General features: G+C 42.9%; 20 protein-coding genes and 1 pseudogene. 13 read left to right on the top strand and 8 right to left on the bottom strand.

Annotation, left to right across the window (positions count from 1 at the left end; translation table 11 throughout):
• The first annotated feature begins 734 nt into the window (after positions 1–734).
• The 7 genes and pseudogenes from CRECT_RS06970 to CRECT_RS06945 all read left to right on the top strand — a co-directional run bounded on the left by CRECT_RS06970 (position 735) and on the right by CRECT_RS06945 (position 9,701).
• Positions 735–1,502, top strand: coding sequence for a TSUP family transporter (locus CRECT_RS06970; protein ID WP_039888146.1), 768 nt, complete (start codon positions 735–737; stop codon positions 1,500–1,502).
• Positions 1,503–1,649: 147 nt separating this feature from the next.
• A complete protein-coding gene (locus tag CRECT_RS06965) occupies positions 1,650–2,357 on the top strand; it encodes a F0F1 ATP synthase subunit A (protein WP_002944719.1) in 708 nt (235 codons plus the stop codon).
• Between the two features lie 127 nt (positions 2,358–2,484).
• On the top strand, positions 2,485–3,906 hold the full coding sequence (gatB, locus tag CRECT_RS06960) for an Asp-tRNA(Asn)/Glu-tRNA(Gln) amidotransferase subunit GatB (RefSeq protein WP_002944623.1): 1,422 nt from the start codon (positions 2,485–2,487) through the stop codon (positions 3,904–3,906).
• A gap of 568 nt (positions 3,907–4,474) precedes the next feature.
• Positions 4,475–5,365: an NAD(P)H-dependent glycerol-3-phosphate dehydrogenase gene (locus CRECT_RS06955; protein ID WP_002944715.1), complete on the top strand. Its 891-nt coding sequence runs from the start codon at positions 4,475–4,477 to the stop codon at positions 5,363–5,365.
• 995 nt (positions 5,366–6,360) lie between these two features.
• Positions 6,361–6,555 (top strand): annotated as a pseudogene (locus CRECT_RS12630) (hypothetical protein); the annotation flags it as partial.
• A gap of 132 nt (positions 6,556–6,687) precedes the next feature.
• The gene (locus tag CRECT_RS06950) at positions 6,688–7,779 is read left to right on the top strand and encodes a glycoside hydrolase family 3 N-terminal domain-containing protein (RefSeq protein ID WP_002944666.1); all 1,092 of its coding nucleotides are present in this window, start codon (positions 6,688–6,690) and stop codon (positions 7,777–7,779) included.
• Positions 7,780–8,381: 602 nt separating this feature from the next.
• Positions 8,382–9,701 carry an amidohydrolase gene (locus tag CRECT_RS06945; RefSeq protein WP_002944651.1) on the top strand — a complete coding sequence of 440 codons (1,320 nt, stop codon included), beginning with the start codon at positions 8,382–8,384 and terminating at the stop codon, positions 9,699–9,701.
• Between the two features lie 517 nt (positions 9,702–10,218).
• On the opposite strand, the gene CRECT_RS06940 is transcribed toward CRECT_RS06945, so the two are convergent.
• From CRECT_RS06940 to CRECT_RS06930, 3 genes are all read right to left on the bottom strand, one after another.
• Positions 10,219–10,578 (bottom strand): hypothetical protein, encoded by a 360-nt coding sequence (locus CRECT_RS06940; protein WP_002944564.1) that lies wholly within the window; start codon positions 10,576–10,578, stop codon positions 10,219–10,221.
• A gap of 611 nt (positions 10,579–11,189) precedes the next feature.
• Positions 11,190–12,107, bottom strand: coding sequence for a phage late control D family protein (locus tag CRECT_RS06935; RefSeq protein WP_002944624.1), 918 nt, complete (start codon positions 12,105–12,107; stop codon positions 11,190–11,192).
• Between the two features lie 119 nt (positions 12,108–12,226).
• On the bottom strand, positions 12,227–12,436 hold the full coding sequence (locus CRECT_RS06930; RefSeq protein ID WP_002944697.1) for a hypothetical protein: 210 nt from the start codon (positions 12,434–12,436) through the stop codon (positions 12,227–12,229).
• 293 nt (positions 12,437–12,729) lie between these two features.
• On the opposite strand from CRECT_RS06930, the gene CRECT_RS12970 reads away from it, so the two are divergent.
• Genes CRECT_RS12970 through CRECT_RS06920 form a run of 3 tightly spaced genes read left to right on the top strand, consistent with a single transcriptional unit; the run spans position 12,730 to position 13,566 of the window.
• Complete coding sequence (locus tag CRECT_RS12970) at positions 12,730–12,852, top strand: hypothetical protein (RefSeq protein WP_002944636.1); 123 nt, start codon at positions 12,730–12,732, stop codon at positions 12,850–12,852.
• Positions 12,840–13,367, top strand: coding sequence for a Rha family transcriptional regulator (locus CRECT_RS06925; protein WP_002944714.1), 528 nt, complete (start codon positions 12,840–12,842; stop codon positions 13,365–13,367). The genes CRECT_RS12970 and CRECT_RS06925 overlap by 13 nt, the downstream gene beginning before the upstream one ends.
• Positions 13,368–13,377: 10 nt before the next feature.
• A complete protein-coding gene (locus tag CRECT_RS06920) occupies positions 13,378–13,566 on the top strand; it encodes a hypothetical protein (protein WP_002944652.1) in 189 nt (62 codons plus the stop codon).
• Here the strand turns inward: CRECT_RS06920 and CRECT_RS06915 are convergent.
• The 3 genes from CRECT_RS06915 to CRECT_RS06905 form a co-directional block, all read right to left on the bottom strand.
• Complete coding sequence (locus CRECT_RS06915; protein ID WP_002944677.1) at positions 13,547–13,750, bottom strand: tail protein X; 204 nt, start codon at positions 13,748–13,750, stop codon at positions 13,547–13,549. The genes CRECT_RS06920 and CRECT_RS06915 overlap by 20 nt on opposite strands.
• The gene (locus tag CRECT_RS06910) at positions 13,747–14,049 is read right to left on the bottom strand and encodes a hypothetical protein (protein WP_157752381.1); all 303 of its coding nucleotides are present in this window, start codon (positions 14,047–14,049) and stop codon (positions 13,747–13,749) included. Before CRECT_RS06910 ends, CRECT_RS06915 begins: the two co-directional genes overlap by 4 nt.
• Before the next feature lie 272 nt (positions 14,050–14,321).
• The gene (locus CRECT_RS06905) at positions 14,322–14,702 is read right to left on the bottom strand and encodes a hypothetical protein (RefSeq protein ID WP_002944562.1); all 381 of its coding nucleotides are present in this window, start codon (positions 14,700–14,702) and stop codon (positions 14,322–14,324) included.
• 600 nt (positions 14,703–15,302) lie between these two features.
• On the opposite strand from CRECT_RS06905, the gene CRECT_RS06900 reads away from it, so the two are divergent.
• Genes CRECT_RS06900 through CRECT_RS06890 form a run of 3 tightly spaced genes read left to right on the top strand, consistent with a single transcriptional unit; the run spans position 15,303 to position 17,750 of the window.
• Complete coding sequence (locus CRECT_RS06900; protein ID WP_171992700.1) at positions 15,303–17,003, top strand: phage terminase large subunit family protein; 1,701 nt, start codon at positions 15,303–15,305, stop codon at positions 17,001–17,003.
• The gene (locus CRECT_RS06895) at positions 17,000–17,266 is read left to right on the top strand and encodes a hypothetical protein (protein ID WP_002944571.1); all 267 of its coding nucleotides are present in this window, start codon (positions 17,000–17,002) and stop codon (positions 17,264–17,266) included. The genes CRECT_RS06900 and CRECT_RS06895 overlap by 4 nt, the downstream gene beginning before the upstream one ends.
• 37 nt (positions 17,267–17,303) lie before the next feature.
• Positions 17,304–17,750 carry a DUF1441 family protein gene (locus tag CRECT_RS06890; protein ID WP_002944574.1) on the top strand — a complete coding sequence of 149 codons (447 nt, stop codon included), beginning with the start codon at positions 17,304–17,306 and terminating at the stop codon, positions 17,748–17,750.
• Positions 17,751–17,752: 2 nt separating this feature from the next.
• On the opposite strand, the gene CRECT_RS06885 is transcribed toward CRECT_RS06890, so the two are convergent.
• Entirely contained in the window at positions 17,753–18,115 is a 363-nt protein-coding gene (locus CRECT_RS06885; RefSeq protein ID WP_002944673.1) for a type II toxin-antitoxin system HicB family antitoxin, read from the bottom strand.
• A gap of 1 nt (position 18,116) precedes the next feature.
• The gene (locus CRECT_RS06880) at positions 18,117–18,341 is read right to left on the bottom strand and encodes a type II toxin-antitoxin system HicA family toxin (protein ID WP_002944650.1); all 225 of its coding nucleotides are present in this window, start codon (positions 18,339–18,341) and stop codon (positions 18,117–18,119) included.
• Positions 18,342–18,397: the final 56 nt, after the last annotated feature.

The following is an 18,397-nucleotide window of genomic DNA, read 5'->3' as shown; positions in this document are numbered from 1 at the left end:
TTTTCGTATTTATTAAATTTATTTAGTAGTTTGTTTTTTTCGTTAAATTTGATGGCTTAAATTTGCTAAATTTTACTCCTAAAGTATTTTAAACATTAAATTTGTATTTTTAGTGAGCTAAATTTAAAACCGAAATTACGCTTTGCCTACGGTTTTACTAACTTGCTCGTCGCAAACGTAAAAACAAAATTCAGTAAAGATTGCAGATTTTAGCTCCTTGCCGTTTAGCGTTTTTGCTTGTGCTATCAAAACAAAATCACAAAATTCGCTCCCGCAAATTTCAAAATTTTATGATATTTTTTGCTAGAGTCGGCGCGAAATGGCGGGCATTCTCAACCAAAAAGAGCTTTTGGGGTATCCTAACGCAAAAATTCGGTACCGACAAAAATCAAAAATAAAGGCTCTTGAAAATCGTAGCAAAACGTAAAATTTGCCGCCGTCAAGCAAAACCCGAATTTTTATCGTCCGAGTTGGCGAAATTTGCAGCAAAACGCCGACTATACCAAATCAAAACGTCAAGCGAAACCGTAAGTTAAAATGCGCTTTAAAAACCGAGGCGTCCTCAAATTTGACCTTTTACGGTAAATTTTAACCTAAAACTGCGGCGCTATCGGCACAAATCCGAACAGATTTGACCTTTTGCAACAAATTTTAACCGCAGTAAAACAAAAGGCTGAATTTTATAAATTTTTTAAATTTTTCGTAGTATGATTTTGTTTTTTGAAGGGACGAAAATGGACTTTGACTTCGGCATTACGGCGTATTTTATATTTTTCGCGGCGGCCTTTGCGGCGGGTTTTGTAGATGCGATCGCGGGCGGCGGCGGGCTGATCGCGCTGCCGACGATCATGGCGATGGGCGTGCCGCCTCACGTGGCGCTAGCTACGAACAAACTTCAAGGCACTTTCGGTAGCTTCACGGCGGCGCTAAATTTTGCCCGAAAAGGGATGATAAATTTTCGCGAAGTGTTTATCGGTATCGTTTTTACCTTTATCGGCGCGTGCGTCGGCACGGTGCTTATATTGTTTTTGAGCGCCGAATTTTTGCGCGTTATTATCCCGTTTTGTTTGATAGCGATTTTCATCTATACGCTTTTGATGCCAAAAGTCGGCGACGAAGATAGAGCCGCCCGTATGAACGCGCGAGCCTTTTACGTGATATTCGGGCTTATTTTGGGCTTTTACGACGGATTTTTCGGGCCTGGAGCGGGCAGTTTTTGGACGTTTGCGATGGTTGCGCTCATCGGGCTAAATATGAAAAAAGCCGTCGCGCATACGAAAATCCTAAATTTTACCAGCAACATCGTCTCTCTTGCCGTTTTTATCGCGGACGGGCATATGCTTTGGACGGTCGGATTTTTGATGGGCGCGGGGCAGGTTTTGGGCGCGTATTTCGGTTCGAATATGGTTATGAAAAAGGACGTTAAATTTGTTAGAGTCGTATTTTTAGCCGTTGTGGGCGCGACGATACTAAAGCTCGTTTATGATAGATTTTTCGCGTGAGCGGTAGTTTTAAAAAACGGCAACAAAATTTGAGCAAAATTTTGCAAAAAAGCTAAAATTCGGGCGAAATTTGAGGTAAGCTTAAAAAACTTTTAACGTTTATTTGGATAAAATTGCCGTTAAATTTCATAAATCTAAGGTTAATCCATGCAAGAAAATTTGTTTTTGTTTACAGGTTGGATCGCTTCTTTGTTTACCGACAACGAGCACGTTATCCACGCGGTAAATTACGCGGGACATCTCGTTTTGGTCGCGGTTATCGTGCTCATCGCGGCAAAATTTGCAACTAAAAATTTGCAGCTCGTGCCTCGCGGAACGCAAAATATCCTCGAAGCGTATCTGGAGGGCGTCGTATCCATGGGCAAGGACGTGCTAGGTAGCGAAGCGCTATCTAGAAAGTATCTGCCGTTAGTCGCCACTATCGGTTTGATCGTATTTGTAAGTAATATGATAGGTATAATACCCGGATTTGAGGCTCCGACTTCGAGCTTAAATTTGACCCTTACTCTAGCGCTCGTAGTTTTCGTGTTTTATCACTACGAAGGTATCCGAGCAAACGGCGTTATCAAGTATTTTGCTCACTTTATGGGGCCTAATAAATGGCTGGCTCCGATAATGTTTATCGTCGAGATCGTTTCGCATCTATCTCGCGTCGTATCGCTTTCTTTCCGACTTTTCGGTAACATCAAGGGCGATGATTTGTTCCTTTTGGTCGTGCTTGCTCTTGCGTATTACGCTGCGCTTCCGGCGTTTGTTTTGCTTACGTTTATGGCGTGCTTGCAGACATTTATCTTTATGATTCTTACTTACGTGTATCTTGCTGGTGCGATTTTGATCAGCCACGACGAGCACTGAAATTTTAAATTTACGCGTCCGCTAGCTAAAATACGCTAAAAATCGGCGGGCGCAACCCCTTCTTTTTATCTAACTTAAATAAAAATCCTGCTAAAATAAGCCCTAAATTTTAAATAAAAGGCAAATTATGTTTGAAGTCGTTATCGGGCTTGAGGTTCACACTCAGCTTAATACAAAAACTAAAATTTTCTGCTCTTGCTCCACGAGCTTCGGCGATGAGGCGAATACGCACGTTTGTCCGACCTGCCTAGCGCTACCGGGATCTTTGCCGGTGCTAAACAAAGAAGCCGTGAGAAAGGCGATAAGCTTCGGCGCGGCGGTAAATGCGACCATAAATAAACGTTCGGTTTTTAACCGTAAAAACTACTTTTATCCGGACCTTCCAAAAGCCTATCAAATTTCGCAGTTTGAGATACCGATAGTAGAAAAAGGCGAGCTTTTTATCGACGTAAACGGCGAGAAAAAGCGCATAGGTATCACTCGCGCACACCTTGAAGAGGATGCGGGTAAAAACATCCACGAGAGCGGACAAAGCCTAGTCGATCTAAACCGCGCGGGCACGCCGCTGCTTGAGATCGTGAGCGAGCCTGATCTGCGCAGCTCCGACGAGGCGGTCGCGTATCTAAAAAAACTGCACTCGATTTTGCGATTTTTAAACATCAGCGACGCCAATATGCAAGAAGGAAGCTTTCGCTGCGACGCTAACGTCAGCATCCGCCCAAAAGGCGACAGCAAGCTCTACACGCGCGTCGAGATTAAAAATTTAAACTCGTTTAGATTTATCCAAAAAGCGATCGACTACGAGGTCGAGCGTCAAAGCGCGGCGTGGGAAGACGGCAAATACGATGAAGAAGTTTATCAAGAAACCCGCCTTTTTGATACCGTAAATTTAGTCACGCGCTCGATGCGAGGCAAGGAAGATAGCGCCGAGTATAGATATTTCCCCGATCCTGATCTGCTACCCGTCGAGATCCCTGAGGAGATGTATAACGAAGCGATCAAGATCCCCGAGCTTGCCGAACAAAAGGTCGCTAGATACGGACGTGAGCTTGGCGTCAAAGAGGACGACGCGCTGATTTTAACGAGCAGCGTGGAGACGGCGAAGTATTTCGAGGAGCTCGTAGAGGCTAAAATATCGCCGAAACTGGCCGTTACGTGGCTCATCGTCGAGCTTTTGGGTCGCCTAAAAAACGGCGCTACGATAGAGACATCGCCCGTAAATTCGGCTAAGATGATAGAGCTCTTACGCCGCATCGAAGACGGCACGATAAGCGCGAAAGCGGCAAAAGAGGTGCTTGACTATCTTATGGAAAACGAGGGTAGCGTAGATGCCGTCATCGAAAAATTGGGATTAAAGCAGGTCAGCGACGACTCGGCCATCATAGCGATAATAGATCAAATTTTAAGCGCGAACGCCGACAAGGTCGCCGAGTATAAAAGCGGCAAGGACAAGCTTTTCGGATTCTTCGTCGGACAAACGATGAAAGAGGGCAAAGGCGCGTTTAATCCTGCAAAAGTAAATGAGCTTTTGAAGGCTAAGCTGGGGTAAATTTGGGTTTATATCGTCGTTTCGGCGCTTAAATTTTGCTTTTTCAGGCGCGACTGTTTTGCGCTAAATTTGACTTAAGCAAGTTTTCGGAGTTAAATTTTTCGCTCGTTTTCGGTTAAATTTATGGGTTTTGCAGGGCAGGAAAGGCCAGATTTGACAAAAACGGGTCGAATTTGTCTCTCAAATTTATCGTCTCACGGTTTAAAACCCCAAATACGGCGCCGTAAAGCCGCCTAAATCGGTAAAAACACAAATATTAAGTGCGCTTTATTTTGCAAAAAGTCGGCATCGGCAAAATTCTAACTTTTAAACCGAGCTTAAATTTAATGAGCTTTGCGAGACCGCGAGCGGCGTGAATAAATAGAGTAAATTTAGCATTTCAGCAGTTAAATTTGCTTTGCGATCGCTTTAAATTTTGACTTTCTTGGACGTCGGTAGCAATAAATTTAAAACGCTTTTGGCGCATCGGAGATCAAATTTTGCAAAAAGGTAGCGCTAAATTTCATTAAAAGCGAAGTAAGCCGAGCAAATTTAGCTACAATAAAGTAAATCACAAAAAAGAGAAAAAATGAAAATAGCCATCATCGGAGCGGGAAAGTGGGGCAGCGCGCTTTTTCACGCGCTTTCGCAAAAAAACGACTGCGTCATCAGCTCGCGCAGGCAGCTTGAAGGCGCGCATTTCGTGGGCCTAGAGGAGGCGCTAAAGCGCGATCTGCTCGTCGTCGCCATACCTTCTCAGTCCGTTAGCGGCTGGCTAAAAGAGCATTTTAAAAACTTCGAACAGAAAATTTTAGTCGCCTCAAAGGGCATCGAAACCTCGAGTCTACGTTTTTTAGACGAGATTTACGAACAGCACGTAGATACGGCAAATTTGGCCTTTTTGTCGGGTCCTAGCTTTGCTAAAGAGATACAAAACGACCTTCCCTGTGCGCTCGTGATAAACTCCAAAAACGAAACCCTTGCGTGCGAGATCTCGAGGCTTTTCCCGCAAAATATCAAAGCCTACGCCAGCAGCGACGTTATCGGAGCGGAGATCGCGGGTGCCTATAAAAACGTCATCGCTATCGCGGGCGGTATCTGCGACGGGCTCGGGCTTGGCAACAGCGCTCGCGCCAGCCTCATCTCGCGCGGACTTGTCGAGATGGCGAGATTTGGCGAGTATTTCGGCGCGCAACAGCAGACGTTTTTGGGGCTTAGCGGGGCGGGCGATCTTTTTCTCACGGCTTCATCGGTGCTCTCGCGCAACTACCGCGTGGGTTTGGGGCTTGCTAAAAACGAGAGCCTTAACAAAATCCTAAACGATCTAGGCGAGGTCGCCGAGGGCGTGGATACGGCGTATGCGATAGAAAAGATCGCCGCCGGCAAGGGCATCTATACGCCGATAGTAAATGAAGTTGCGTCGATGCTGCGCGGCAAAGACGTGCAAGAAAGCCTAAAAGATCTGCTGAGTAAGAAGTAAATTTTAACCCCAAGCGCGTTTCGCATGGCTTGCAACGGCTGAAAAGTAGGGTAAAATTTAACCCGCAAAAACGGCAGCTTTGTTTTAATGCGTCGAGGCGTTGGTAAAATTTGTTTATTTTTTGAGGTTTCAAAAATCATAAAATTTCGGCGATAAAATTAAACTACTTAAAAATTTAACTGTAATCTTGGATAAAATCGCAAAAAACAATGAAAACAAAATGTAAATTCGTCGATTGCCTGCAAGTCATTGTCTTTATTCTGATTTTTGCGTCGGTTCAAGAATCTTAACCGGCAAAGTAAAAAGCAAAACGAGAAAATGCCCCACGCCGACTGCGCAAAACGCCGATAGAAAAAAAAATCACTAAAATATCTCAAATTTACTTTCAAGCATTACTGCAAAATCTTTCGCAAACAGCGTAACGCCGTCCGCGACGAGGCAACCCGTAAATAGACCATCGTAGCGAAGTATCCGAAGCTAAGTTTGAATATTATCCGGCGCGAATTCATCTTTTTAGCGGCATTTTGAGTCCTCTCGTCTGTTTTTAAAATAAAACTTTGGCAAACGAGAAAATGCCGTCTCAGCCGCCTAAAGTATCCCAAAAATCCATATGTAGCTCGCGTAAAACTTGATTTCTTGCTTAAACGGGCTAGTATCGCCAAAAATTTGGATATTTGGGGAATAAAGCTTTAAAAATTTACGAATTCTCGGCAAATTTCGCAGCGAGAAAGGATATCGCTCGGCACGAAAAAATCCCAAGAGCAATACCAAGCAAATCGCAAAAGTAACGCTCATCGCAATCTTATCGTGAGTTTTGTAATATCTATACAAAAAGCCACTTTGTAAAATAATCCTATAATTTATATTAAAGATTATAGCCGGATAATCGTTAAATTTTAGGCCCTCTTTAACTTAAGCTCACGCAAAGGAGCAGTAAGTTACGATGAGAAATATGTTCTTAAAAAGTAACGAGCGTAGCGAAGTAGAGCAGACGAGGATATGCTAAACATAGATTATCTAAATTTAAAAGTATCTTCTCGAGTGTAGCGACCTCAGGGAAGCTAAGCGAGGAGAATTTCTTACTTCATCTTAAGGAATGCGAATTTAGACATAATAACAGTAAAGATACAAAAACTTTCTATCATATTTTACTAAAGATGATAAGAGAGAATCCGATTAAGTTTAATTGAGCCAATTTTATCTAGTTTGTAGCAAATTTTATAATTGTTGCCTTGCTGCATCCGCCCGCGCAAAAACCGCGCCAAGAGTCCTTAAATTTATCTAAAATAGTGTAAAATCCGCAAAAACAAAAAAGGAAAAATATGAAAAAATTTATCGCCGCGCTTTTTTCGGCTCTGTTTTTGGCGGGTTTGCCGACCGTGCTAAACGCCGCTCCAGCCGCAAATCAAGCGAAAGAAAAGCCCACTCTTCGCAAAATGATATCTCAAATGATAATGATCGGCTTTAACGGCTCTGATCCTAAAACAGCCAAAGAAGCCGTCTCGGAGGCCAAATATCAGCGTTTTGGCGGCGTGATGTTGCTCGGTAAAAATATCTCGGACAAAAAAAAGCTTACGGCGCTAACGAGCGCATTTAAAGAGGCTCAAAAAGGTATTTTTATCGCTATCGACGAGGAAGGCGGGCAGATCACGAGATTTAAGGATAAGAGCGGATTTGAGACCTTTATCTCGGCGCAAAAAGCGGCAAAAACGCTCGATCTGGCCGCTGCGGGCGAGCTCTACGCTAAGATGGCGCAGCAGCTAAAAGATGTCGGCATAAACGTAAATTTCGCTCCCGTAGCCGACGTGCTAAATCCAAAATCCACGATCATCGGCTCGCGCGGCAGGGCGTTTAGCGCCGATATAGACGAGGTTTCGCTGTATGCGAGCGAGTTTATGAAGGCCTCGCAGGCTCGCGGCGTGATAGCGGCGATGAAGCACTTCCCGGGCCACGGTAACGTCGAGGCCGACAGCCACACCGCCAAGGTCGTGATCGAAAATTTTGATTACACCGAGCTTAAGCCGTATTTTGACGCTATTCGCAAAAACGAAGCCAAGATGATAATGGTCGGACACATCTATCTCGCCCAGCGCGACGCCTTGCTGCCCGCCTCGCTTTCGCCGGCGCTCATCGACAGTTTGCTGCGCGGTGAGCTCAAATTTGACGGCGTCGTCATCAGCGACGACATGCTAATGGGCGGATTAAAGGACTTCACGCTGCAGCAAAAAGTGATAAATTTTATCAACGCCGGCGGCGACGTGATGCTTTTTAGCGACTACAAGATAGGCGGGCGCAGGACTGCGGAGCTCATCACGCAGCTGGTCGTGGATGCGGTGGGCGCCAAACAGATATCAAAAGGGCGCATCGAGGAGTCCTACGCGCGAATAATGAAACTAAAGGGTAGCTTAAAATAGACTAACTACGGGGCAAATTTGGGCCTTTTGTGCAGATTTGCTTGCGATCGGCTCGTCTATACGGTAAATAAAATTTTTGCTTTTTAAAGAAAAATCGGAGCTAAATTCGGCTTTGTTTTGACGGCGAGCTCTTTTGTGACTATAAATTTCTTGCCGACGTGAAGTTTGAAGTTGGATTTGCGATTGCGAAATGCAGTGATTAGGGCAAAATTTGATTTATTTTTGACGTGAGTTTGGCTTTTGTTTTTGCGGTTTTTTGTAAATTCGGCAGTCAAATTTGATGCGAATTTTAAATTTAAACTCAAATTATACTCTAAATTTTATCTTAAAAATCGCTCCGCTAAAATACGAATTTACCTCGTTTAATCAAAATTTACCTCGCATTACCCGCACTGCTTTGACGCAAACAGAGGTTTAAAAAACCGACTGAAGTGTCTTGGCAAGAAATCAAATTTAATCAAATTTACGCCAAACAAGTCGGCTCTCAAAAATCAGAGTCAAATTTATCATTATTCGGCTCAAATTTAAGCTTTTAAAATTAATCTTGATGTATAATTTATCTTTAAGAAAAATAATAAAAATTCCAAATTTAAGGAGCGAAAATGGACGAGGTAGCAGCAAAAGTCGAAGCGCTAAAAGACGAAATGGTGAAAAATAGGCGGTTTTTTCACTCGCATCCCGAGACCGGATTTTTCACGTTTTTTACGACGGCAAAGATCGCTAGCGAGCTAAAAAAGCTCGGCTACAGCCTAAAAATGGGACGCGAGATAATGAAGCCGGAAGCCAGAGCGGGTCTTGGTAGCAAAAAAGATAAAGAAAAATATCTCGAGCGAGCAAAAAGCCTGCTAAGCGCCGACGAGCGCGAGTTTTTACCTGTGATGGAGGATGGACTAACGGGCGTGGTGGCCGAGCTTGATACGGGTAGACCGGGCAAGACGCTTGCGTTTAGATTCGACATCGACGGCGTGGACGTGACCGAGAGCAAGGATGAGGCGCACAGGCCGTTTAAAGAGGGCTTTAGAGCCGATATAGACGGCATCACGCACGCCTGTGGGCATGACGGACACATCACGATCGGCCTAGCTATGGCTAAGCTCATCGCGCAAAATTCGGATGATTTTAAAGGTAAATTTAGATTTATATTTCAAACCGCCGAGGAGGGCACGAGAGGCGCCGTGCCGATGGAGCAAGCAGGCGTGCTAGATGGCGTGGACTACTTGCTAGGCGGTCACATCGGCTTTCAGGCAAAAACTAACGGCGGCATCATCTGTGGTACGAACAAGCTTCTTGCGACGTCAAAATTCGACGTAAATTTCACGGGTAGATCGGCTCACGCGGCGGGCGCTCCGCAAGAAGGCGCAAACGCTCTGCTAGCTGCAGCTCAGGTGGCTCTAGCCATGCACGGTATCACGCGACATGCCGACGGCGTCACGCGCATAAACGTGGGCGTTTTGCGAGCGGGCGAGGGACGAAACGTCATCGCGCCAAACGGCTACATCGCCTGCGAAACGCGCGGCGAAACGACCGAGCTAAATGAATTTATGTTTCAAAAATGCATGGATATCGTCGCGGGCGTCGCGCAGATGTACGGCGTGCAGTATGATGTGAAGCTAACCGGCGGCACGAGCGGGGGTGATAGCAGCGAGGAGATCACCGATATCTACGAGCGCGCCGCGCGCCAGTCGCCTTTTATCAAGGACGAACTCATCGTGCGGGATCTAAATTTCGGCGCTTGCGAGGACTTCGCGCACTTTATGCACGCCGTGCAAAAAGCGGGCGGCAAGAGCGGCTATCTGATGATCGGCACCAAGCTTGCCGCAGGGCATCACAACGGCGCGTTTGACTTTGACGAGAGTGCGCTGCTGTCGGGTACAGACGTGTTTTTGCGCTCAGCGTACGCGATAAACGGCAAGGACGCGTGAGGGTAAATTTGAGCTGAATTTGACGAATTTGCGTCGCTCGGGGTGGCCTTGGGTGACGCAAAAGCGTGTAGCGACGTTAATTTTATCGGTCTGTTTTTTAAATTTGGCAAATTTGAATTGCTCGAATAGGTCGGATCGGATGTCGTTTGTGGCCAAGCGGCCCGTTTAAAGTCGAAACTTCGGTGGATTTTACGGTTATGTAGCTTGGCGTAAATTTTGCTTGCTTAGGTTTTTGGTTAATAAATTTTCGCCGCCTGAAACAATATGGTCGAGTAATATCTGGGCCGAGCGGATGGAGCTTGCTGCCTCGAGATTTTACTCGTTTGGGATTAATTTGCGTCCGCTCGGACGGTCTGGTTTGGGCCGTTTTGGGCTATGGTAGCTTGGGAGGATACGGCGGTTTGGACGGAATTTGTCGATAAAATTTAGCGGTTTGGACGATTATTTTAAGATCGAGTAAGCGGGCGCACGCGGAGCTAAATTTATGTCAAATTTGACTTCGGTAAATTTGAGCCGACTAAAACGGATGGCTTGAGCAAACTTGGCATACGACAGGAGTCGAGGCGGTTTTTAGCGGTTTGGGCCAGTTGGTTTGGCGCGGATACGGTGGCTCCGGCTTAGGCGGTACTTGGCGAACAAGCTGGAGATGCTCGGCATAAATTTCGCTCGCTCTGACCTTAAAATTCGGTAAATTTGCAAATCGGCTTTCGGTTAAATTTACGGGAGCCGATTTTGTATTTGGGTGTTTGATTTTACTCGGAGATGCGGTTTTAAATTTGACAAACCGATACTCGGGAGCTAAATTTACCGTAAAATTTGGCTTTGATTTGGGATTTTTATCGGCGTTTAAATATACGAGGCTTGTATTTTGCCGCAATGATTTCTTGCGACGAGTTAAGCGTCAAAGAGTGGCGTAAGTTGTGTTGTTATTTTGGAAAAAATCGCTAGATTTTAGGACCGTAAATGAAGGTTTCATAGGGCAAGTAGGATAAATCTTTTTTGATTTATAGAGTTTCTAAAAATATAGAATGCAAGAAAATTCGCCTGATAAAATTTTCCGTCTCTTTGTTATAGCCCGATTGTTTTCTTTCTATTATTCGTTTGTTTTCGACTCGTAGGTCGATTTGCGAAAAAAGATATGCGTTTTTGTATGAAACTTTTTTCTTTAATTATAAGAGTTTTGCAAGAATTATGTCGAAAAAATGGTTAAAATTTAGCAAAAATATTTAATCTTAGCTAAGCGAAGTTATAATTTATTTTTACTTGATACAACGTCTATTCGGAGATTCGCTAGGGTTTCTAATTGCGATTGTTTTTGGGATCATTTTGTATAATGGTGCCCGAGGTCGGATTAATATGTAAGTATAAAAGCGCCAAAAATACGCATTTATATTCTTAAGGTTTGCTTTACTCCGTTTTAACTCCGTAAAAAAATTTGGTCTAATTTTGATAAAATCGTGTATCGAACCGTAACAAAAATCGTTAAATTTAAAAAAATTCTATGTCGCTGATCCATGATTTGTTTACGGTGTGCGTGATCTTTTTTATGATGACTCGTTTTATTTCACTCTCTATTTGTAAATTTAAGTATCCGCCGGCGAAAAACGGCACGCCCATACATCTTACATTGCCCTTAAAAACGCTATTTTGTTTGCCTTGTAGATAGCTTTTTGCGATTTTGAGCGCCTCAGCCTCGTTATCTGCTGAAAAAATCTGCCTTTTTAGCACCGGCGCTCCACTGCCGGCTATAGTTACTTTATCTTGCCCCGCCTTAGTATCTCGCCACGTAACCTCGCATGAGGCGTAATTGGGGATTTCGGTTTGCTCAAAATTTAGCTCCAAATACTCATCCTCGTTAAGGCTATATTCCACGCGATCCGCAACTTTGTCTCTGTCGATAAAAATCATCGTTTTGTTTTTGATACTAAAGGTTAAATCTAGGTCATTTGCTATCTTTTCGCAAAACGCGGCGTCGCTCATGTCGTGCTGCTCAAGCTCTACGACTTCGTTTGAACGATCAAAATTTATCTTAGTGTTTAGTCCGTGCTCTTTGGCGATATTTTCGATGATTTGCTTATAACTGAGCTTGATGTGCGATCTGCTTTTGCGATCTTTTAATGAGCTCATAAAATTGGCCGAAATAGCCTCTATATCGTAAATTCTTTTATATTTTGTCTTAATGGTGGCAATAATGAAGTGCCCTAAAAAGAAGCCATCGATATAAATCTCGATACTGTCTTTAAAGCGCGGCGCTGGACTGCCGTATCCTAGCGTAATGTTGAGCTTGTCGGTGTCTTTGCCTTCATTGTCGGTTATGCTGATGTTGATCCAGTCCATAGCTGAGGTTTTATCGACGCCGTTATAAAAAATTTGCACTTTGGGGCTTAAATAAACGGAGCTTGGCATAAAATATCCTTTGTTTTTGTGTATTTTAGGATATTTGAGAGATTAAAGCATACAAGCGCGGATTTACTGAGCCGAATTTTCGGCTCAGTGAGTAATTTATAACATATGGATAGAACTGTTTATTTTCTGTATTTTTCGATGAGGTTTAAAAGCTCGTCGAGGGTTTTGCCTTTTTCGTAATTTTCCAGCCAGCTATCGACCCATCCAGGTATAGCATTCGTTTGCTTCCAATTTGTTACGCCGGTATAGCTCATTTTAACCATTTCAGAAAATTCTTTTTTACTTAAATTTATTGCTTTTAGTTTATTTTCAAATTCATCATAATTCATTTAATACCTTTACAAATAAAATATTTGTTATTTTATATAAAAATAACTAAAATATTTATAAAGCTATTGACAATACAACTAAAATATGTTATAATTCACTCATAAAACAAATAAATCATTTGTTTTAAATCCAAACGAAAGGAGGAAAAGATGAAAAAGCTAAGGTTGATCGCGACAATCTTGCAAATCGCCTTTTACGTAACGGCGATAGTCAAACTCTTTACGAGCTAGACCGGCCCCCGCGATGGGGTTTTCATCTTTTCCGAGTTAGATTATATCATAAAGGAGCGGAAATGAGCATCGAGTTTATATTGATAGCCGTTTTGGCGGCTTGGGTAGGCGTGGACGAGCGGCGAATAACTCGCCTAGAAAAAGAGGTCGAAGATCTAAGAAAGGACGAAAAATGCAAACGATGATAATAAATAACTGCGAGGTGGAGCTTTTGGCCGTCAGGAGTAAAATTTTCACGACTTCGCTTCAGATAGCCGAGGTTTTCGAGAAAAGGCACGATAATGTTTTGGCTAAAATCAGCGAGCTTCCGTCTGATGAATTTACTCGCCTTAATTTTAAGGTGAGTGAGTATGTCGATAGCACGGGGCGCAAACTGCCGATGTATAAGATCACTAAAGACGGCTTTGCTTTGCTCGTAATGGGATTTACGGGCGAGAGGGCGTATAAGTGGAAAATCGAATACATCAAGGCCTTTAATCTTATGCAAGAGGAGCTTCTAAAGAGGTCGCGCCGCAAAAGCGAGAGCGGGCAAAGAGCGAAAATAGCGGCCAAAAACCGCAAAATCGCCCTGTTAAAGCGTCAAATGGCGGGTAAAAGCTATGTGAGCGAGCCGCAAAAAGAAAAGATAATAAACGCGCTAAATCTCGTCAAGCAAGCCAATGCCGCGATGATAGACGCGATAGCAGAATACGTGAAATAAAGGCGCAAAGATGCGAGAGAGCCCGCAAGTAGTAGCTATCGGAAGCGACAACATCGCGATATACGGAAGCAACAACGTGATAAACGTCTATATCGTGAAAAGCGAAAAAGAGGCTAAGAAACTCGCGGGCAAAAACGAAACGCTGATATACGCTAAACCAAGAAGCGGGAGCAAACGCGCTAATCCCATAGATACGTAACCTTTACTGCGGCTTTGACTTCTATATCAGGCAAATTTACGACATCGCCGCCCGATAGTTTTTCTTTGCCCAAAAGATGCTCGTTGGCTCTTAAAAACTGCGAGTAAACGTTATCGTTTAGGCTATTGTAGTGTTTGTAACAGATCATGTCTAACGTGTCGCCGTCTTTGGCTAGGTATTTCATTTTGATAACTCCTGATTAAAGATTTCTTGGGCTTTATTGAGGATAACGTCTATATCCTTTTGCGTAAAATCGACTATAGCGGCGTTCATGTGCGTTATGGTGGTATAAGGTCTGGGTGCGCTATACTTGACGCCGTTTTTTGTTTTATAGCTTGAGACGATGCCTTCTTTTGATGCGGTTTTTGTGATGAAGCCCGGTATTTTATAGGGTTTATGCGAAATAAAAAAATCTTTTTTATTTGTTTTATTTTTCTGAATTTTATAGTGCTTGAGTGTTATGACTATCCCGTGTCTCGGCATTATTCTTGCGCTACCGTTGCTACCCGATTCGTATTTCAAATCTCTAATGGATATTTTTTCGTTGAACGTTTTTATTTTTATTTTTAAATCGTTTAGTCTTGCTCGATACGGCTTTAGCCTTTTAGATAGTAGTTTTTTGTCTATATTTAGGCGTTTACATAGGTGGCTATGTTGCTCTTTCTTTGCACGCGTTAAAGTTCTATTCATGGCGTTAATAACGTCGCGTTCTAGTCGTAAAAGGACTTGATGATTGCGATTAGAGCTCATTGCGCCTAGTTTGCCCTTCCTATCAAATATCCCGAAATTTGCAGCTTTTTTGTGTAGTAGGTTACGCCGTTTAGCTGAGTTTTAACGAAATTTGCGACGGTTTGGGTGAGCTTGGTGATAAAGATCCTCCTATCGTCGGCGAGATCAAAAGTCGAAATGTCAAGCGGCTTACCGAGCTTAACGAGCTCCTCAAAGCCGGCAAACTCCGCCATATCCTCAAGTAATATCACGGCCTCAAAACTGACCTCGTCCTCGTATCCGCCCAGGTGGGTATAAACGGGCTTTGTGATGGTGTTTTGCTTGTCAAAGTTTATGCTAGTGGTTTTTGATATGCTTAAAATATTGTGCTTTACTTCAAAAATATAACGATCGATGACGATTAACATTTATTACCTTTTTTGTGTGGAGTGTATCAAATCAGGCGGCTAAATTTATACACGTGGCAGCGCGCGAGGTAGCTTAATTTCCGATAAATTCCCGATATACACTCGCTTAAAGTCCGCTTAACTCGCGGGTTATTGATTTGCTTAAAGTCCGCTTAACTATACGGATACAAAAAACGCCTATAACGGCGACGTGGGCGATGCGTGAGCGGTTTATTTTAAAACGTTAGCGTGCAATCCAACTAAAAACGTAACGTGCAAGCCTCTCTTAATAGCGGTGCAAATAAGCTCAAATAAACTTAGGTTCTTCTGGGGGAATATTTCTACTGCGGGGGCTCACGCGCGAAAAGTTGAGAGATATAATGAAACTTAAGGGGGTTCGTTTTCGTTTTTAAGGGCTTTTTGTTAGTAAATTTAAATAAAAAAAGAGATAAAAACTTAAAAAGTATAATTTCATATAAAAAAATTATAAAAACATTGTTAAAAGCCGTATTTTAGGGGCTTTTAATTTGAATTTTTATCTAAAAAATGCTAAAATAAAGACATTAACAGAGCCACTGACTACAAACCAACTTTTATAAAATCATAAAATCAAAAAACGTAATGGGTAAAATTATAGATATTTTCGCAAATGCGATTTTTATCAAACCGAGGTTAAATTTAACGCAGTGGGCTGAGAAGTTTAGAATTCTGAGTCGTGAGAGCTCAAGCAACTACGGAAGGTTTAAAGCATTTTCGTATCAAGTTGAGCCGATGAATGAAATCTCAAACCCTAAGCGCCGCAAAATAGTTCTGCTTTGGGGATCGCAAGTCGGCAAAAGCGAAACGATTAATAATGCTATCGGTTATTTTATTCATCAAGAGCCTAGCACTATTTTATTTTTACTCCCAAACGATACGGACGCCAAGGATTATTCAAAACGCCGTTTAGCTCCGATGTTTAGAGATTGCAATGTTTTAAACGATCTCATAACCTCAAACGATGCAAACGATACGATCCTAATCAAAAACTTTAAAGGCGGCAACCTTGCGCTGGTGGGCTCAAATAGCCCAAGCAAACTAGCAAGTAAGCCGATAAAAATTTTGCTAGTGGATGAGGCCGATCGATGCGAGCCTACCAAAGAGGGCGATAGTATCGAGCTAGCCGAAAAGCGCACAAAAACGTTTTTTGACCGCAAAATCATTATAAGCTCGACGCCGACGGTCAAGGGTAGCTCAACGATAGAGGGCGAATATGAGCTTAGCGATCAGCGAAAATTTTATATCAAATGCCCGGAGTGCGGTTTTGCTCAAACGATGAAGTTTGAGTTTTTAGCGTGGGATAAAGATGAGAGCGACGCGCCGATCTTTGAGAGCGCGCGCTATCAGTGCTGCGAATGCGGCGCGCTTTTGACCGAGCAGCAAAAAAACGAGGCAGTAAAGGGCGGCGAGTGGATCGCCGGCAATCCGCGCTCGGACGTCGCAGGGTTTTTCCTAAACGCGCTTTATAGCCCATTTTACACGATGGAGGACGTCGTAAAGGATTGGTATCGTTCAAAAGACAATCACCTTAAACTCCAAACCTTTATCAATACCATTAAATGCGAGAGCTTCGAGCCGCCGGCGATCAAGATTGACGAAAACGAATTTTTAAATAGAATTGAGAGCTATAACGATCAAAGCCTACCGGCTGAGGTTAAATTTATAACCGCCGGCGTGGATATTCAAGATAATCGCACTGAGATAAACTTCATCGGCTGGGGCAGGGGACTAGAGGCATATTGTATCGAGCACGTTCAAATTTGGGGCAATACCGACCAGGATAAAGTTTGGGCGGATACGTATAAATATCTTTGTAAGAAATTTAAAAAAGAAGACGGCAGAAGTCTTGTTATCTCGCTTGCTCTAATCGATAGCGGATTTAATACCGAGCGAGTTTATCGCCTAGTCAGTTTAAATAAAAACTTCATCGCCACAAAAGGCCTGAGCGAGCAAAGCGGTAAAGCTGCTTTTTTAAACAAGATAAAAATCATCCAAAGGGGCGTAAAATTTATGCCGATTGGAACGTATGCAGGCAAAAGCGAGCTCTACCGATTGCTACGCATTGACGAGCCGGGTGCGGGTTATTTCCATTTTAGCGAGAGCTACAAAGAGGAGTTTTTTAAGCAGCTTACGTCTGAAAAAATAGAAAAAACCAAAGACAAAAACGGATATTTAAAACTGCGATGGGTAAAAACCAGGGATCGAAACGAGGCGCTAGACATTACGCTTTTGGCTTATGCCGGCGCAAAAATGCTAAATTTGGCGTTAAAGGGCAAGAGATGATAAAAATCCATGACAATCTAAAAATCAAAAAAACGCGATACGATTTTACGATCAGCATCGACAACGCATCTACTTTTGAGCTACTTTGCGAAGCTTATGAGATGAAAAAGAGTGACATGATAGATCTCATTATAGAGAATTTTGCCAAAGGCAACCTCAAACTAAAGCATCATATCCAAAACATCGCCGAGCAAAAACGCGCGCTAAAAGCAAAATGTGAAAGCGAACTATCGCTTTTTACAAAATCAGAAGATGCATGCTAATGACATCTATGTCGCTACCATGCGCTAAGGAGTTAAAATGGACGTGACGACTAAAGAGCTAAGCGATATTTTATCTCTCACGCAGCGCCGCATCCAAGACTTAGAAAACGAGGGTGTGATAACCAAGATCGGGCGCAATAAATGGGATCTAAAAGAGTGCGTCCAAAGCTATATCGAGTATAAAATAGCAAACGCTACGAGCACCTACGGGCTAACCGAAGCTAGAGCGCAGAAGGAATTTGCCGACGCTGAGATAAAAAAGCTAATTTTGGCCGAAAAAAAGGGCGAAGTAGTGCCAATTTTTAAGCTCGAAAAGGATCTGAGCGATATAGCCTCGACGCTATCAAATAGGCTTTATAATCTCCCTAATAAAATAAAAATGCGCGTAAATTTAAGCGACGAGACGCAAAACGCGCTAAACTACGAGATAGAAGAAACGCTAAAAGAGCTTAAAGAATCTAAAATTTACAAGCAATACGCTTAAATTTAAACCAACCTCGCTAGCTTTAAATTTGCCGCATCGGTTAGAAATTTAGAGCGATTGGAGCTTACTTTGTCGATCGCCTCAAGCAGGGATTTAGGCAAATTTACGTTTACGCGCACGCGTTTTTCTTCGCTAGCTGGCTCGGGTATTGTCGCGCCGCTTTCGAGTAAAGCTTCCAAAGTAGCCCTAAACGCCGCGTCAAGCTCATCCAAGGCCTCGTTTTTGCTCTCTCCGTCACCGTAAAAAAATGCTACGCCGTTAAATTCAGGCATAAACGCGCCCCATCCCCCGCCTTCGCTTTGTGGGATTTTTTTTAACTCTATTTTATACGGTAAATTTAAGTAATAATCTAGATCTTTTTTCATTTTACTCTCCTTTAGTAGCTTTCAAAACCGCTTTTACGTAGAAAATTTTCATAGGCTTGTGATAAGGTAGCGTTATCAGTAGCTTACCGTTTGAAAAGCTATGATGAGATCCTTTGATACTTTTTAGCTCAAATCCGTTATCTCGCAAAAGCTTTTCTAGGACTTCAAATCTTACGTTAGTCGGGTTATTTTCAAGCTCTTTTAATAATTTATTTTTTTTGCTCATTTTTTAAACCTTATATTGTGTATTATACACAAGTATTATTAAAAATCCCTTGTATA

This window comes from Campylobacter rectus (assembly GCF_004803795.1).
Lineage (GTDB): Bacteria > Campylobacterota > Campylobacteria > Campylobacterales > Campylobacteraceae > Campylobacter_A > Campylobacter_A rectus.
Note: the sequence above shows the minus strand (reverse complement) of the source record. Positions and strands in the feature narration are given on the sequence as shown.